The sequence below is a fragment of the Aeromonas sp. WP2-W18-CRE-05 genome (assembly GCF_014168615.1).
Classification (GTDB): Bacteria; Pseudomonadota; Gammaproteobacteria; order Enterobacterales; family Aeromonadaceae; genus Aeromonas; species Aeromonas caviae.
This window is the reverse complement of the sequence record NZ_AP021917.1, coordinates 1,121,677-1,136,467: the sequence shown is the minus strand read 5'-3', so window position 1 is coordinate 1,136,467 and position 14,791 is coordinate 1,121,677. Positions and strand designations below refer to the sequence as shown.

15 protein-coding genes are annotated in these 14,791 nt (G+C 60.9%); 2 read left to right on the top strand and 13 right to left on the bottom strand.

The features are described from left to right. Window positions 1–15: 15 nt before the first annotated feature. The 4 genes from H7R73_RS05635 to dinB all read right to left on the bottom strand — a co-directional run bounded on the left by H7R73_RS05635 (window position 16) and on the right by dinB (window position 5,126). Window positions 16–651: an alpha/beta fold hydrolase gene (locus H7R73_RS05635; protein ID WP_103260658.1), complete on the bottom strand. Its 636-nt coding sequence runs from the start codon at window positions 649–651 to the stop codon at window positions 16–18. A gap of 12 nt (window positions 652–663) precedes the next feature. Then, entirely contained in the window at window positions 664–1,584 is a 921-nt protein-coding gene (locus tag H7R73_RS05630; protein ID WP_029313926.1) for a transcriptional regulator GcvA, read from the bottom strand. A gap of 286 nt (window positions 1,585–1,870) precedes the next feature. Next, the gene (locus H7R73_RS05625; RefSeq protein WP_042015878.1) at window positions 1,871–4,006 is read right to left on the bottom strand and encodes a methyl-accepting chemotaxis protein; all 2,136 of its coding nucleotides are present in this window, start codon (window positions 4,004–4,006) and stop codon (window positions 1,871–1,873) included. Between the two features lie 67 nt (window positions 4,007–4,073). Beyond that, the gene (dinB, locus tag H7R73_RS05620) at window positions 4,074–5,126 is read right to left on the bottom strand and encodes a DNA polymerase IV (protein ID WP_010673373.1); all 1,053 of its coding nucleotides are present in this window, start codon (window positions 5,124–5,126) and stop codon (window positions 4,074–4,076) included. 192 nt (window positions 5,127–5,318) lie between these two features. Here dinB and H7R73_RS05615 point away from each other — a divergent pair, with 192 nt between their 5' ends. Beyond that, window positions 5,319–5,531 (top strand): hypothetical protein, encoded by a 213-nt coding sequence (locus H7R73_RS05615; protein WP_041214674.1) that lies wholly within the window; start codon window positions 5,319–5,321, stop codon window positions 5,529–5,531. Window positions 5,532–5,611: 80 nt separating this feature from the next. Here H7R73_RS05615 and nqrM read toward each other — a convergent pair whose 3' ends face one another. From nqrM to H7R73_RS05570, 9 genes are all read right to left on the bottom strand, one after another. Continuing rightward, window positions 5,612–5,836 carry a (Na+)-NQR maturation NqrM gene (gene nqrM, locus H7R73_RS05610; protein WP_010673371.1) on the bottom strand — a complete coding sequence of 75 codons (225 nt, stop codon included), beginning with the start codon at window positions 5,834–5,836 and terminating at the stop codon, window positions 5,612–5,614. Window positions 5,837–5,847: 11 nt separating this feature from the next. Further along, window positions 5,848–6,885, bottom strand: coding sequence for an FAD:protein FMN transferase (locus H7R73_RS05605; protein WP_103260659.1), 1,038 nt, complete (start codon window positions 6,883–6,885; stop codon window positions 5,848–5,850). A gap of 3 nt (window positions 6,886–6,888) precedes the next feature. Further along, on the bottom strand, window positions 6,889–8,112 hold the full coding sequence (gene nqrF, locus H7R73_RS05600) for an NADH:ubiquinone reductase (Na(+)-transporting) subunit F (RefSeq protein WP_010673369.1): 1,224 nt from the start codon (window positions 8,110–8,112) through the stop codon (window positions 6,889–6,891). Between the two features lie 17 nt (window positions 8,113–8,129). Then, window positions 8,130–8,726: an NADH:ubiquinone reductase (Na(+)-transporting) subunit E gene (gene nqrE, locus H7R73_RS05595; RefSeq protein WP_005303538.1), complete on the bottom strand. Its 597-nt coding sequence runs from the start codon at window positions 8,724–8,726 to the stop codon at window positions 8,130–8,132. A 3-nt stretch (window positions 8,727–8,729) separates the two neighbouring features. After that, the gene (locus tag H7R73_RS05590; RefSeq protein ID WP_005303545.1) at window positions 8,730–9,362 is read right to left on the bottom strand and encodes an NADH:ubiquinone reductase (Na(+)-transporting) subunit D; all 633 of its coding nucleotides are present in this window, start codon (window positions 9,360–9,362) and stop codon (window positions 8,730–8,732) included. Then, complete coding sequence (locus H7R73_RS05585) at window positions 9,355–10,143, bottom strand: Na(+)-translocating NADH-quinone reductase subunit C (protein ID WP_029313922.1); 789 nt, start codon at window positions 10,141–10,143, stop codon at window positions 9,355–9,357. Before H7R73_RS05585 ends, H7R73_RS05590 begins: the two co-directional genes overlap by 8 nt. Then, entirely contained in the window at window positions 10,133–11,362 is a 1,230-nt protein-coding gene (locus H7R73_RS05580) for an NADH:ubiquinone reductase (Na(+)-transporting) subunit B (protein ID WP_010673367.1), read from the bottom strand. The genes H7R73_RS05585 and H7R73_RS05580 overlap by 11 nt, the downstream gene beginning before the upstream one ends. Window positions 11,363–11,365: 3 nt before the next feature. Continuing rightward, the gene (locus H7R73_RS05575) at window positions 11,366–12,709 is read right to left on the bottom strand and encodes a Na(+)-translocating NADH-quinone reductase subunit A (protein WP_029313920.1); all 1,344 of its coding nucleotides are present in this window, start codon (window positions 12,707–12,709) and stop codon (window positions 11,366–11,368) included. 419 nt (window positions 12,710–13,128) lie between these two features. Further along, window positions 13,129–13,437: a BolA family protein gene (locus H7R73_RS05570; protein WP_010673364.1), complete on the bottom strand. Its 309-nt coding sequence runs from the start codon at window positions 13,435–13,437 to the stop codon at window positions 13,129–13,131. 207 nt (window positions 13,438–13,644) lie between these two features. Here H7R73_RS05570 and H7R73_RS05565 point away from each other — a divergent pair, with 207 nt between their 5' ends. Further along, a complete protein-coding gene (locus tag H7R73_RS05565; RefSeq protein ID WP_010673363.1) occupies window positions 13,645–14,778 on the top strand; it encodes a methyltransferase in 1,134 nt (377 codons plus the stop codon). Window positions 14,779–14,791 lie beyond the last annotated feature (13 nt).

Genomic DNA, 14,791 nt, shown 5'->3' with positions numbered 1-14,791 from the left:
ACCCGCTCGAGATGGTCAGGAGCGGCCCACCGCCGCGATAAAACCCTTGATCCGCTCCGCGGCCAGGCGCAGGTTCTCCTGCTCGCTCATGCCGCTCGCCTTTCTCGGTTTGAAACCATGATCCCCGTCGGTTAGCCAGTGGACCGATACGGCGGGTGAGAAGGGGAAATTGGCCAGCTCGGCGCGGGAACCGAAGGTATCGCGCTCCCCCTGCAGCAGCAGTGTGGGCGTCGTGATCTGCTTGAGCACCTCGCCCCGCCATGCGTCGGGCTTGGCCGGGGGGTGGAAAGGATACCCGAGAACGATCAATCCTGCAGCATCCATCTCGTCGCCCCCCTCGCAAAACAGCTCGGCCGCCATCCTTCCCCCCATGGACTTGCCCGCCAGAAACAGCCGGGGATGGGCAAACTGGCGCACCATCTCGCGCCAGTGAGCCAGCAGCACGGGTTGTCTGTCCGGCGGCCTGCGTTTGCCGTCCTGAGCCCGTTTGGTCATGTAGGGGAAGTTGAAGCGCACCACCTCGATCTCCGGCCCCGCCAGCAGTCGCGACAACTCGGCCAGGAAGCTGTGCTCCATGCCCGCCCCCGCGCCGTGGGCCAGCAGAATGCGAACGGGGGCGTCACTCGCCCCCTCTCTTGTCAGGTCAGTCACCAGGTCAACTCCTCAGGCATCGGCAAGGCGGGCACGCCTGCGGGCCTCTTCCTGCTCCACCAGTTCCAGCATCCAGTCGCGAAAAGCCACTATCTTGCCCTGATCGGATTGCTGCTCCTGACACACCAGATAGAAAGCGTTCTTGCTCACCAGCACCTGTTCGAACGGGCAGATGAGACGACCCGCCTCGATCTCCGGCTGGGCCAGCACGCTGTGGCCGAGCGCCACCCCCTGACCGTGGATCGCCGCCTGGATCACCATGGTGGAGTGGCTGAAGATGGGCCCCTGATTGACATTGGGGGCGTCGATGTCGAGCTGGCGGAACCAGGCCTTCCAGTCGCGCCGGGAGGTGTCGTGCAGCAGGGTGTGACGGGTCAGATCGTCCGGGGTGCGCAGGGGCTTGGGGCCGGTCAGCAACAGGGGCGAGCAGACCGGAATCAGGTACTCGGTGTGCAGTTTGTCCGAACGAAGACCCGGCCAGTTGCCGCGGCCGTAGTAGATGGCCACGTCCACATCGTCGGTCAGCGACCCCTCGTCCATGTCCACCGCCTTGATCCGCACATCGATGTCCGGGTGGCGTTCGCTGAACTTGACCAGGCGGGGCACCAGCCACTGGATGGCGAAGCTCGGCTGCAGGGAGACGGTGAGCGCCCCCTTGGCGCTGCGGGCCAGCAGCTTGTCGGTCGCCTCGGAGATGGAGGCGAAGATGTCCTTGATGTCGAGGAAGTAGCTCTGCCCCTCCTCGGTCAGTAGCAGGGAGCGATTCTTGCGGCGAAACAGCTTGATGCCGAGATACTCCTCCAGCGCCTTGATCTGGTGGCTGATGGCGGCCTGGGTCACGAACAGCTCTTCTGCTGCGCGGGTAAAGCTCAAGTGACGAGCCGCGGCTTCAAACGCTTTCAGTGCATTGAGCGGAGGTAAACGACGAGACATGGAATCGGCCGACGATGAATTTTTCTAATGGGGCGCATTATAAATTGTCGGTTGCGGGTCGACCAGTGAATAAACATAATTCGCCACGCAATTCGTTGTCATATGGCTCACACCTTCTCTTCCATGTTGGTTTACATGTGGTTTTTGTGAGTGAGTCGACAGTGATTGTGGTGTTGTGTTTCTTCCTCTGCGGGAAGAAGGGCTAAATCAGGTCGATTTAACCCAGTCTGTCATCTGAATGTGTTTGGCGCCTCCGGTTGGATGGCGCCTTTTTTCTTATCCTCCCCTACACCCGGAACTGGCCCACCAGTTGCTGCTGCTTGTCCGCCAGTTGCGACAGCTCGCGCCCGTTGTCAGCGGAGGTCGCCGCTTCCGCCCGAATGGTATGGCTCACATCGCGAATGTTGCTGACGTTGCGATTGATCTCGTCCGCTACTCCGCTCTGCTCCTGCGCGGCCCTCGCGATCTGCTCGTTCATCTGGTGGATGGTGCCGACAGCCTGGATGATCTGCTCCAGCACGCTGACCGACTGCTCCACCTTGGTGAGGGTCAGATCCGCCTGGTGATGACCGGTCAGGATCGCCTTCACCACCGCCTCCGTCCCCGACTGCAACTGGCCGATGAGGTTCTGGATCTCGACGATGGCGTTCTGGGTTCGTCCCGCCAGGTTGCGCACCTCGTCGGCGACCACCGCAAAACCGCGCCCCTGCTCACCGGCTCGGGCCGCCTCGATGGCCGCGTTCAGGGCCAGCAGGTTGGTCTGCTCGGCAATCCCCTGGATCACCACCAGGATGTCGTTGATGTTGTCGCTGTTGGCAGAGAGGTGCTCCACCACTGGCTTGGCATCGCTTATCACCGTCATCAGTCTGGACATGGCCTCCTGGGTCTGCGCCACCACGGACTTGCCCTCCTGGGCCGCCGTGTCGGCCTCATCGGCCGCCGCCACCGCCGCATTGGCATTGCCGGCGACCTGCAGGGCGGTAGCGCTCAACTCTTCAAACGCGGTCGCCACCAGATCCACCTCCTGATACTGGGACTGCATGCCGGCGCTGGTACGGGCTGCCCCTTGCGCCGCCAGGGCCGCACTGGCCCGAGTGCCCGCAACGGTGTCGATCACCTGGCTGATGGTGGATTGCAGCTTGTCCAGGAAGTTGTTGAACCACTTGGCCAGCTCGCCTATCTCGTCATCCCTGCGCAGATCGATGCGCTGAGTGAGATCCCCCTCCCCGCTGGCGATGTCCTTGAGGCGTGCCACCACGGCGCGGATGGGCGCCACGATGCGCTGGGCCATCAGCCAGATGCAGAGCAGGGCGAGCGCCGAAATCCCGCCACCTATGGTGAGCTGGGTGGCCACGCTGCGCTGGGCCTGATCCTCAAGCTCCCCTTGCAGTTGCAGGGCCGAGGCGAGCACCACGGCGCGGGGCAGCTCGATATAGATGCCCCACTTGCGATCCGTACCGCGCATGCTGACCGGCACGAAGGTCTGCAACAGTGCGCCATCCGGGCTCCAGCGCGTTACCACATCTCCCTTGGTCAGCCACCCCTTGAGATCCTGCGCCAGCCCTTGCTGCTCCAGCAGATTGCCAAGGGCGACCGGGAACCCTTCCACGCCGGCCACCCGCCCTTCACTGCTGAGCAGGAGCACCTTGCCCTGCCCCTTGTAGAGGGTCCGGCCCATCTCTTCCACCAGGCTCTGCAGGGTCCCCAGGGAGATGTCGACCCCCACCATGCCAAGCAGGGAGCCCTGGTCCAGCAGCGGCACGGTTACCGAGGTCATCAACACCTGCTGGGTCCCCACCTCGTCCACATAGGGTTCGAGCAGACAGAGCGCCTTGCTGCGGATGCTGCAACTGTACCAGTCGTTCTCAAGGCCGCCGTGTCCGGAGGGCTTGTCGTTGGCCAGCATCGCCTCGTCCATCACCTCCAGGTTGACCTTGCCGTCGACCCTGGCCCAATAGCTGGAAAAACGCCCCTTGTCGTTGGCGCCGAGCGCCGTCGACCCCTGATAGTTGTCATCCTCCCCGTCGAGCTGGTTGGGTTCGAATACCGCATAGACACCGAGCAGGTTCGCTGACGACTCCGCCGCATCCTGCAACTGCTGGTTGACGGCATTGCGCAGCGCCTCGGAGTGAACGAAGTTGTCGGCCGCGTTCTTGCGCTGGAACAAGATGCCCTCGGCAAGCAGGGTCGCCCTGAAGTAAGCCTCATCGAGGTAGCTGGTCACCCGGGCTGCCTGGGTCGCCCCCATGGCCTGCATCCAGTTTTCTGCCGCGTGCTGCCCCTCCAGGGTGGTGGAGGTGAGCACCTGCTCCTGCATGCGGGCCGCGTTGAAAAGAGAAGAAGCCACCAGCGCGACGGCACTGGCCAGCAGACAGCAACCGGCGATCAGGGTGATCCGTCCCTGAACAGAAAGAGAACTCATGCCACTATTTCCTAACGTCTACAGATGTGAACACTGTATCGGTTTTGGATACAAAAACTTAACTAAATCAGCAGAGATCCAGGCTTAATTGATTGATTTCACCCGCTCCGGGCAAACCAACGACCAGACCGAGCAGGCGAATGGGCTTTCCTTGAGCCCGTTGCAGTCCCTCGTGCAGCAGATCGTGGAAACGGGCCGCCTGATAACTCCCCTTGCGGTAGACGGTGGTCTGGTGAAAATCGGCAAACTTCAACTTGATCCCCTGCCCCATCAGCATCTCCGCAGGGCAGGCCTTGGCAAAACGCTGCTCCAGCTCGGGAATGAGCCGGCTGAGCACCTGCCAGCAGGCGTCCTCGTCCAGCACGTCGCTGGCGAGCGTCGTCTCCACACCGATGCTCTTGCGCACCCGCCTGGCCTGCACCGGCTGATCGTCATGCCCCCAGATGCGGCCGGCCAGCATCTCCCCGAGCTTGCCGAAACGGGCGATCAGCTCCTCGTTGCCGAGCTGGCGGGCATCTTCGCACGAATACAGCCCGAGGGACTCCAGCCGCTCTGCCGTCTTGCGGCCGATGCCGGGCAACTTGCCAAGGGGGAGCTGGCGCACGAACTCGTCCACCTCCTGGGGGCGGATGACGAACAGGCCATCAGGCTTGCGCTGCTCCGAGGCGAGCTTGGCCAGAAACTTGTTCGGCGCCACACCGGCCGAGGCAGTCAGCCCAAGCTCGGCGCTGATGGCGGCGCGGATCTCCGCCGCCATCAGGGTGGCGCTGCCACCGCAGCGGGGACTCTGGGTCACGTCGAGATAGGCTTCATCGAGGGAGAGCGGCTCCACCTGCTCGGTGTAGCGCAGGAAGATGGCGCGCAACTGGCGCGAAGTTTCTTTGTAGACGGCCATCCGCCCGGGGATCAGCACCAATGGCGGACAGAGCTTTCTGGCCAGGGCGCTCGGCATGGCGGAGCGCACCCCGAAGCGGCGCGCCACGTAGTTGCAGGTGGAGATGACCCCGCGTCGGTCGGCGGCGCCACCAATGGCGAGCGGCACCTCCCTAAGGGCCGGGTTGTCCCGCATCTCCACTGCGGCGAAGAAGCAGTCCATGTCGATGTGAATGATCTTGCGCATGGCCGTGTCTGTTGCTGTGTCGGTGCCGGTCGCGTGGCCACCAGGGGCAAGGCCTGCCGACGACACCACTGTATAGATAACCAGTCGATTGAATCATGCTACCCCACCCCTGTCATTTCTACCAGTCTGCGCGCGGGCGCGGCGGCATAGACTCTCAAGGCCACATCCACACGAGACTCAAGGAGGAGAAGCATGAGCATCATCCGGGCGGGGCTCTGCCTGCTGCTGTTGCCGCTAGCGACCATGGCCAAGGATCACCCGACAGCCGAATGCAGCTGGCTATACAAGCGCATCGAGATACTGGAAACCGCCATCAGGCAGGGGGATGAACTGGGCACCAGGGAGGAGCTGGCAAAGCGAAAGAAAGAGTTCAAGGAAAAGGCATGCAGCCAATATGACTACTGACCCCATGCCACATAAAAAACGAGCCGACCCAGGGGTCGACTCGTTTCGTTGCAAGGCTGCCTTCAGAGCGATATCCGCCGTTAGATGATGCGGTTGTCCACCAGCATCTTGCGACGGGCCTCTTCTTTGGCCATCTTCTTCTTGCGGTTGTCACAAGGCTCGGGGCAGTCGCACTCCTTCTCGATCCCGATGGAACCCAGGCCGCCACAGGAGCCGGAGATGGACTTGCGCTGGAAAATGTAGCCGATGGCCATGGCCACCACGACCATCAGAAACACCCCGAAGGTGATCAGAAAGATCTGCATGTAGTTACCCCTTACTTCTTGACCAGATATGGTTTGAAGGCATCCGAATAGGCCTCTTCGAACCCGTCATCCGTCTTGGTGATGGTGAAGATGGCCAGCCCCCGTTCCTTGGCATAGGCCAGGCTCTTCTCCGGCCCCATGACCATGAACACGGTCGCCAACCCGTCTGCAGTCATGCAGGAGGGGTGGATGACGGTCACCGACACCAGGCGGTGCTGGATGGGCTTGCCCGTCAGCGGATCCATGGTGTGGGAGAAGCGCTTGCCGTCCAGCTCGTAATAGTTGCGGTACTCGCCCGAGGTGGCCACCCCGTTGTCACCGGGCAGAATCACCTCCTGTACGGAACCGGCATTGACGGTCGGCTTCTCGATGGCGACACGCCAGGGATGCCCCTTGCCGTTGACGCCGTTGATGCGCAGCTCGCCGCCGATCTCCACCAGATAGTTGCGCGCCCCCTGGGACTCCAGGTACTCGGCCACCTTGTCTACGCCAAACCCCTTGGCAATGGCGGAGAGATCCACGTAGAGGTCCGGGATGTCCTTTTGCAGGGTATCGGCATCGGCAGAGGTTATCACATGCAGATTGCCAAGGCCCGTCTTCTGCCGGGTCTGGGCGATCAGCTCGTCGGACGGCACCTTGCTCGGTCTGGCATCCGGCCCAAAGCCCCACAGATTGACCAGAGGACCGACGGTGACGTCCAGCGCCCCACGGCTCTCGCGGCCAATGTGAATGGCCTCGGTCACCACCCGCGCGGTATCGCGGGAAACCACCACAGGGGTATTGCTCTTGTGCTGGTTGAAGCGTGACAGCTCGGAATCCGGGCGATAGGTCGACATCTGATCGTTGACCCGCTCCAGCAAGACGTCGACCTCGGCTTGCAGCCTGGCGGCATCCTGAACGGCGCTATCCGCCACCTTGATGGAGTAGTAGGTACCCATGGTGCTGCCGGTGATGTGGATCTCCGGCTTCGATTGGACCGTTTCCTGACCGCACCCAGTCAAGAAAAAGGCTAGCCCGAAGGCTAGCCAGGTCTTTACAACGCTGTGCATGGATTAACCACCGAAGTCATCCAGCAGGATGTTTTCGTCTTCAACACCGAGGTTTTTCAGCATGTTGATGACGGCGGCGTTCATCACGGGAGGCCCGCACATGTAGAACTCGCAATCCTCAGGCGCCTCGTGGTTCTTGAGGTAGTTCTCGAACAACACGTTGTGGATGAAGCCGGTGTAGCCATCCCAGTTGTCTTCCGGTTGCGGATCGGACAGGGCGACGTGCCACTGGAAGTTGTCGTTCTCGGCCTGCAGCATGTCGAAGTCTTCGACATAGAACATCTCGCGCTTGGAACGGGCACCGTACCAGAAGCTCATCTTGCGCTTGGTCTTCAGACGGCGCAGCTGGTCGAAGATGTGGGAGCGCATCGGCGCCATACCCGCACCACCACCGACGAACACCATTTCGGCGTCGGTGTCCTTGGCGAAGAACTCGCCAAACGGACCGGAGATGGTCACCTTGTCACCGGCCTTCAGGCTGAAGATGTAGGAAGACATCTGGCCGGGAGGGGCAGTCCAGTTGCTGGGCGGCGGGGTTGCGATCCGCACGTTCAGCATGATGATGCCGAACTCTTCCGGATAGTTCGCCATGGAGTAGGCACGGATGATCGGCTCGTTGACCTTGGACTCCAGCTCGAAGATCTTGAAGCGATCCCAGTCGCCACGATACTCCTCGGGAATATCGAAGTTCTTGTACTGCACGTGGTGGGCAGGCGCTTCGATCTGGATATAACCACCGGCGCGGAACGGCACGCTCTCGCCATCGGGGATCTGCAGCTTGAGCTCCTTGATGAAGGTGGCCTTGTTGTCATTGGAGATGACGGTACAGTCCCACTTCTTCACGCCGAAGATCTCTTCCGGCAGCTCGATGTCCATGTCGGAGCGCACGGTGACCTGACAGGCCAGACGCTCGCCATGACGGGCTTCGCCCTTGCTGATGTGATCCAGCTCGGTCGGCAGGATGTCGCCGCCGCCGGATTTCACACGCACCTTGCACTGACCACAGGAGCCACCGCCACCACAGGCGGAGGAGACGAAGATACCACTGCCGGCGAGCACGCCAAGCAGCTTGCCACCCGCCGGGCTGGTCACAGCCTTGGCCGGGTCGCCGTTGATGCTGATTGTCACGTCACCGGCGGTCACCAGCTTGGACTTGGCGAACAGAATGACTGCCACCAAGGCCAGCAGGATCACGGTGAACATGACCACACCCAGAATAATTTCCATCTATATTTCCTTTCCGATTACAGGGAAATACCAGAGAAGGACATGAAGCCCAGCGCCATCAGACCCGCGGTGATGAAGGTGATGCCGAGGCCGCGCAGGCCTTCCGGAACATCGGAATATTTCATCTTCTCGCGGATCCCTGCCATCGCGACGATGGCCAGCATCCAGCCTGCACCCGAACCCACGCCATAGACCACGGACTCAACGAAGTTGTAGTCACGCTGCACCATGAAGGAGACGCCACCGAAGATGGCGCAGTTCACTGTGATAAGCGGCAGGAAGATACCGAGGGCGTTGTAGAGGGCCGGGAAGTACTTGTCCAGGGCCATCTCCAGGATCTGTACCAGGGCCGCGATCACCCCGATGAAGGTGATGAAGCTCAGGAAACTCAGATCCAGACCGGATACCAGGGCACCGTCTTTGAGCACGTAGTTGTAGATCAGGTTGTTGGCCGGGACGGCAACGGTCTGAACCACGATAACGGCAATCCCCAGGCCCATGGCGGTCTTGACCTTCTTGGACACCGCCAGGAAGGTACACATCCCCAGGAAGAAGGAGAGCGCCAGGTTCTCGATGAAGATCGAGCGAATCAACAGACTGATATAGTGTTCCATACCTTAATCCTTCGCCTCCACCTGCTTGGGATCCTTGGTGCGCACGCCCCAGATGATCAGACCAATGATGAAGAACGCACTCGGCGGCAGCAGCAGCAGGCCGTTGGGCACATACCAGCCACCATTGTTCACCAGCGGCAGCAGCTCGATGCCGAACCAGGTGCCGGAACCCAGGATCTCGCGCACGGTGGCCACGGTCAGCAGCACGGCGCCATAACCCAGACCGTTGCCGATACCGTCCAGGAAGGAGGGCAGCGGGGCACTCTTCATGGCGTAGGCTTCGGCACGACCCATCACGATACAGTTGGTGATGATGAGGCCGACGAACACCGACAGCTGCTTGGAGATGTCGTAGGCATACGCCTTGAGCACCTGGTCAACCACGATAACCAGCGAGGCAATCACCGCCATCTGGGCGATGATCCGCACGCTGTTAGGGATCTGGTTGCGGATCAGAGAGATGAACAGGTTGGAGAAGGCGGTGACCGCGGTAACGGCCAGCGTCATCACGAACGCCGTCTTCATCTGGCTGGTAACGGCCAGCGCGGAACAGACACCCAGCACCTGCAGTGCGATGGGGTTGTTGCCGAGCACAGGCGTCAACAGCAACTTTTTCATTTCGCTCTTGTCAGCCATTGTTGATTTCTCCTGCACGTACCTTGGCCAGGAAGGGACCGAAGCCCTTGGGGCCCATCCAGAAGTCGAAGGTGTGCTGTACACCATTACCGGTCAGGGTTGCACCAGACAGGCCGTCGATTTCATGCTCGGAACCAGCCGGAGCATGGCCCTTGATCACACGCAGCGCAGGCTGACCGTTCTGGTCGAACAGCTTCTTGCCGACGAACAGCTCGCGCCAGGCCGGGTTCTCGATCTCGCCACCCAGACCCGGGGTTTCACCGTGGTCATAGTAGGTGATGCCCTTGATGGTCTGACCGTCGGCCGCGACCGCTACGAAGGCATACATGGTGGACCACAGACCCTGGCCGTAGATCGGCAGGATGATGTTGTCCACCTTGCCTTCGGCATCTTTCGCGAAGAACACGGGAACCAGCTTGGAGATCTGACGCAGGCCGGCCTTGTCGTCGGCCGGGGCCAGACGGATGCTCTTGGCCGGATCCTTGGCGGCAACCTTGGTGTCGAAGTTGTCGGCGTCGCCGTCAACGAACTCACCGCTGGTCAGATCCACCAGACGCGCTTCAATCTTGTCGCCATAGAGCTGGGCCAGATCACGCTTGGCCACGGCGCTGATGTCGACGCCGGCGACGGACAGGATGTTGCTTTGCTTGTCCAGTGCCTTGTTTTCCAGCTGGGCCGGACGCAGACCCACGGCAGCCACGGAGACCACGATGGAGCAGACCAGACACAGACCGGTCACTACGGCGAGGGTGCCGGTAGTAGAGTCTTTATTAAACGCCACGTGCGATCCTCCGCTTGATGTTCGCCTGCGCCACGAAATGGTCAAACAAGGGGGCAAACAGGTTGGCGAACAGAATGGCCAGCATCATGCCTTCCGGGAAGGCAGGGTTCACTACCCGGATCAGCACCACCATCACGCCGATCAGGGCGCCATACCACCACTTGCCCTTGTTGGTAAAGGCAGCGGAGACGGGGTCGGTCGCCATGAAGGCCATGCCGAACGCGAAGCCACCCAGCACCAGGTGCCAGTGCCACGGCATGCTGAACATGGGGTTGGTATCCGAACCGATGACGTTGAACAGCAGGGAGGTCGCGACCATACCGACCATGACGCCGGCGATGATGCGCCAGGAGGCGATGCGCATGTAGACGATCATGGCTGCGCCGATGAGGATCATCAGGGTGGAAACTTCACCGATGGAACCGGGCAGGTTGCCAAGGAAGGCGTCCATCCAGCTGATGGCTTCACCGGTGGCACCGTTGATCAGCGCCATCTGGCCGCCCTGGGCCCACTGGCTCAGTGCGGTTGCGCCGGAGAAGCCGTCAACGGCAACCCAGACCGCATCGCCGGAGATTTGACCCGGGTAGGCGAAGAACAGGAAGGCACGACCCGCCAGCGCCGGGTTCAGGAAGTTTTTGCCGGTACCACCGAACACTTCCTTGGCCAGCACCACACCGAAGGTGATACCCAGGGCAGCTTGCCACAGGGGCAGCTCGGGCGGCACGATCAGGGCGAACAGGATGGAGGTCACGAAGAAGCCTTCGTTGATCTCGTGCTTGCGCACCATGGCGAACAGCACTTCCCAGAAACCCCCGACGATAAAGACGGTGATGTAGATCGGGAAGAAGTGCGCCGCACCGATCAGCATCTTGCTGCCGATGCCGGCGACGGCCGGATCCAGCGAGGCACCGAACAGGGTGGCCAGGGCGTATTGCCAGGAATCGGCACCGGCCGCGCTGCCCATGTGGGCGATGGCGGCGATGGACTGGTTGCCGACGTTGTACATGCCCCAGAACATGGCCGGGAACACGGCCAGCCACACCATGATCATCATGCGCTTCAGATCGATCGCATCACGGACGTGGGCGGCATTGCGGGTCACGGAACCCGGGGTATAAAACAGGGTGTACGCCGCTTCGAACAGGGCATAGTACTTGGCGTACTTGCCACCCGGCTCGAAGTGATGTTCCATATTTTCAAGAAGTTGCTTGAAACTCATCGCTTAACCTTCCAGTTCGATCTTGGTCAGGCACTCACGCAAGACGGGGCCGTACTCTGTCTTGCCGGGGCAGACGAAGGTACAGAGCGCCAAATCTTCCTCATCCAGCTCCAGGCAGCCGAGCGCCTGCGCGCTGTCGGTGTCACCGGAGATCAGATCCCGCAGCAGCAGGGTCGGCAGGATGTCGAGCGGCATCACGCGCTCATAGTTGCCGATAGGCACCATGGAGCGATCACTACCGTTGGTGGTGGTAGTGAAGTTGATGAGTTTGCCCTTCATCAGGTGAGAGAGGGTGGTACGGGTGATGGAGAACTTGTTGGCACTGGGTTTGACCCAGCCCATGAACTCTTTCTCACGGCCTTCGCCCAGCACGCTCACCTGGTTGTGGAAGCGACCCAGGTAGTCATGGACCCCTTCGGCCTTGGCACCGCTCAGCAGGGAACCGGAGATGATGCGGTTTTCGTCCGCACGCAGCTCGTTGTTGGTCAGCTGGCTGAGGCTGGCACCCAGACGGGTACGCAGCAGACGCGGCTTGATGACGTTCGGGCCAGCCAGGGAGATCACCTTGTCGGTGAAGATCTGGCCGGTGGTGAACAGCTTGCCGTAAGCGATCACGTCCTGATAGTTGATGTGCCACTGCACCTTGTTGGCACCGACCGGATCCAGGAAGTGGATGTGGGTGCCCGGCAGACCGGCGGGATGCGGACCGACGAACACGGCTTCCTTGACCTGGGCCAGGGAGGAGTGCGGCAGGCTGGCTTCGCCCTTGCAGACGTGGACGGTACCATCGGTCAGGCGGGTCAGCACGGCCAGACCGTCGAGGAAGGCCTGGGCCTGTTCCTTGATGATCAGCTCCGCACTGGCGGCCAGCGGGTTGGTGTCCATGGCGGTCACGAAGATGGCGCGCGGGGTGGAACCCACGGCCGGCACCTTGCTGAACGGGCGGGTACGCAGCGCGGTCCATTGGCCTGATGCGACCAGGATCTCCTGCACCTTGCTGCGCTCGAGCTGTGCCAGCTCGGCGGAGGCAAAATGCTCAAAGGTCACCTGCTCGTCGGACCCATCGATGTCGATGACGACGGACTGGAGAACACGCTTGGCACCACGGTTGATCTCAGAAACCACACCGGTGGCAGGGGCCGTGAATTTAACGCCGGGATTCTTCTTATCTTCGAAGAGCTCCTGACCTTTAATGACGCGATCACCTACTTTGACAAACATAGTAGGACGCATCCCCACGAACTCTTCGCCGAGTGTAGCAACACGGGTGATGGCCGGGCCATCGTAGATTACTTGCTCCGGAGCACCCAGCACGGGGATGTCCAGTCCTCTTTTAATTGTAATCATACTCACTTGCACTACCGTTAAGGGAAGACAGGTTGGTTAGCGCCGAGAAATACATCACGACGAGTTGTTGAATGAGCCCGTCAACATCGCGGAAAGCTGTCGAAGAAATAAACAAATCAGCAACATACAGGATCATTCAAAAGCGCCTGAGTTTACCACCTTAGGCGAGTTAGCCGCCACGCCAAATGGGGAAAATCCCCGCCCTATCACAAAATTAACCTTCACTGAATATTTCGCGCACGTCCTTGCAAACCGTGGTTTTAAAGGACTTTTCGCAAAACTAACCATATAGGGGTATTTTTCAGGCGTAAGGAAAAGGATTAGAAAAAATAATGCTACACCCCTCATCCCTGGCGGCACACCATTCGTGATAGCGCTGTTAATGGCCCGAGGAAGGCGCCATCAGAAGGTCCAACGGCTCACGCAAAGGGGGATTTGCTGACGCAACCCGGCGTCTTTGGCGCCTGCTCCCTGGCCTGCCACTCGGATTCGGTATAGGTATGCAGCGCCAATGCATGAATGGCTCCCGCCAGCTCGTCGGCCAGCACCCCGTTCACCTGACGATGGCGACCCAGCAAACGCTGTCCCTCAAACGCCTGGCTCACCACAACTACCTTGAAGTGGCTTTCGGAGCCCGGTGCCACCCTGTGCATGTAGCTCTCATTGATCACTTCCAGGTGGCTCGGGGAGAGCGCGGCGGCCAGCTTGGCCTCTATCTGTTGTTGCATGCTCACGGTAAGGACTCCTCGTTGAATATCCGGCCATTGTAGCCAGGGTTGTGCGCCCGATGCATCAGGTACGAAGGATCCGCTCGCTCTCGCCGCACCGGACTGGTGAATTTCTCCGCCGCCGCTAGAATAGCGCCACTTTCACCGCTGCCGGGCAACACGGGGCAGACGGTCGCCATTCATCAATCACACGTTGGACTCTTGCCTATGCAAACCCTGCTCGACACGGCCCACTGCCGCCTGACCCTGTATCGTTACCCACGGCAGAGCCAGGACCCCCTGCAGGCCTGGGATGCGGCGGACGAGTACCTGATAAGCCACCTTGCCGAATCGCAGCAGGCACCTGACGGCCCCGTCATCATCATGAACGACGGCTTCGGCGCCCTGGCAGGCTACCTGCATGCCCACGCCCCCGTCTGCGTGACCGACTCCCACATCAGCGAGCGGGCCACCCTGGCCAATCTGGCGGAAAACGGGCTGGATCCCCACGCCATAACCCTGCAGGATGCCCTGGCCCCCCTGCCCGATGCCCCCGCCCTGGTGGTGATCAAGGTCTCCAAGTATCAGGCGCTGCTGGAGCAGCAACTGCTTGCCCTGCGCGGGGTCGTCACCCCCGCGACCCGCATCATTGCTGCCGGCAAGGCCAAGGACATCCACACCTCCACCCTCAAGCTGTTCGAAAAGTATCTGGGGGAGACCCGCACCTCGCTCGCCTGGAAGAAGGCACGCCTCATTCATTGCACCCCGGCCGCCGAGCGCCCGTCCCTGACCAGTCCCTTCCCGACCGTCTGGCCGCTGGAAGGCACCGACATGCTCATCCACAACCATGCCAACGTGTTCTCGCGCACGAGCCTGGATATCGGCGCCCGCTTCATGCTGGACAACCTGCCCATCCACAGTGCCCGCAGGGTGATCGATCTGGGATGTGGCAATGGCGTGCTCGGGCTCTCCCTGCTCGCGCGGGACAGCGAGGTGGAGGTGACCTTCATCGACGAATCCCGGATGGCGGTGGCGTCCGCACGGCTCAACGTCGAGCACAACCTGCCCGATGCCCTGCCCCGTGCCCACTTCATGGTCAACAACTGTCTCGATGACGTTCCCGTCGGGGCGGCAGACAGGATCCTCTGCAATCCCCCCTTCCATCAATTGCAGGCAATCACCGATCACATCGCCTGGCAGATGTTCAGCGATGCCCACCGGGTGTTGCCTCAGGGGGGCGAACTCTGGATAGTAGGCAACCGTCATCTGGACTATCACAACAAACTCAAGCGCCTGTTTGGCAACGCACAAGTCGTTGCGTCGAACAGTAAATTCGTTATTTTGAAAGCCATCAAACGCTAAAGATAAAGCTAAA

Coding starts and splice junctions, on each gene's coding strand:
- H7R73_RS05580 (WP_010673367.1), bottom strand. CDS start 11,362: ATGAGTTTCAAGCAACTTCTTGAAAATATGGAACATCACTTCGAGCCG.
- H7R73_RS05625 (WP_042015878.1), bottom strand. CDS start 4,006: ATGAGTTCTCTTTCTGTTCAGGGACGGATCACCCTGATCGCCGGTTGC.
- H7R73_RS05630 (WP_029313926.1), bottom strand. CDS start 1,584: ATGTCTCGTCGTTTACCTCCGCTCAATGCACTGAAAGCGTTTGAAGCC.
- H7R73_RS05590 (WP_005303545.1), bottom strand. CDS start 9,362: ATGGCTGACAAGAGCGAAATGAAAAAGTTGCTGTTGACGCCTGTGCTC.
- H7R73_RS05605 (WP_103260659.1), bottom strand. CDS start 6,885: ATGCACAGCGTTGTAAAGACCTGGCTAGCCTTCGGGCTAGCCTTTTTC.
- H7R73_RS05615 (WP_041214674.1), top strand. CDS start 5,319: ATGAGCATCATCCGGGCGGGGCTCTGCCTGCTGCTGTTGCCGCTAGCG.
- H7R73_RS05570 (WP_010673364.1), bottom strand. CDS start 13,437: ATGCAACAACAGATAGAGGCCAAGCTGGCCGCCGCGCTCTCCCCGAGC.
- nqrM (WP_010673371.1), bottom strand. CDS start 5,836: ATGCAGATCTTTCTGATCACCTTCGGGGTGTTTCTGATGGTCGTGGTG.
- nqrE (WP_005303538.1), bottom strand. CDS start 8,726: ATGGAACACTATATCAGTCTGTTGATTCGCTCGATCTTCATCGAGAAC.
- H7R73_RS05575 (WP_029313920.1), bottom strand. CDS start 12,709: ATGATTACAATTAAAAGAGGACTGGACATCCCCGTGCTGGGTGCTCCG.
- H7R73_RS05565 (WP_010673363.1), top strand. CDS start 13,645: ATGCAAACCCTGCTCGACACGGCCCACTGCCGCCTGACCCTGTATCGT.
- dinB (WP_010673373.1), bottom strand. CDS start 5,126: ATGCGCAAGATCATTCACATCGACATGGACTGCTTCTTCGCCGCAGTG.
- nqrF (WP_010673369.1), bottom strand. CDS start 8,112: ATGGAAATTATTCTGGGTGTGGTCATGTTCACCGTGATCCTGCTGGCC.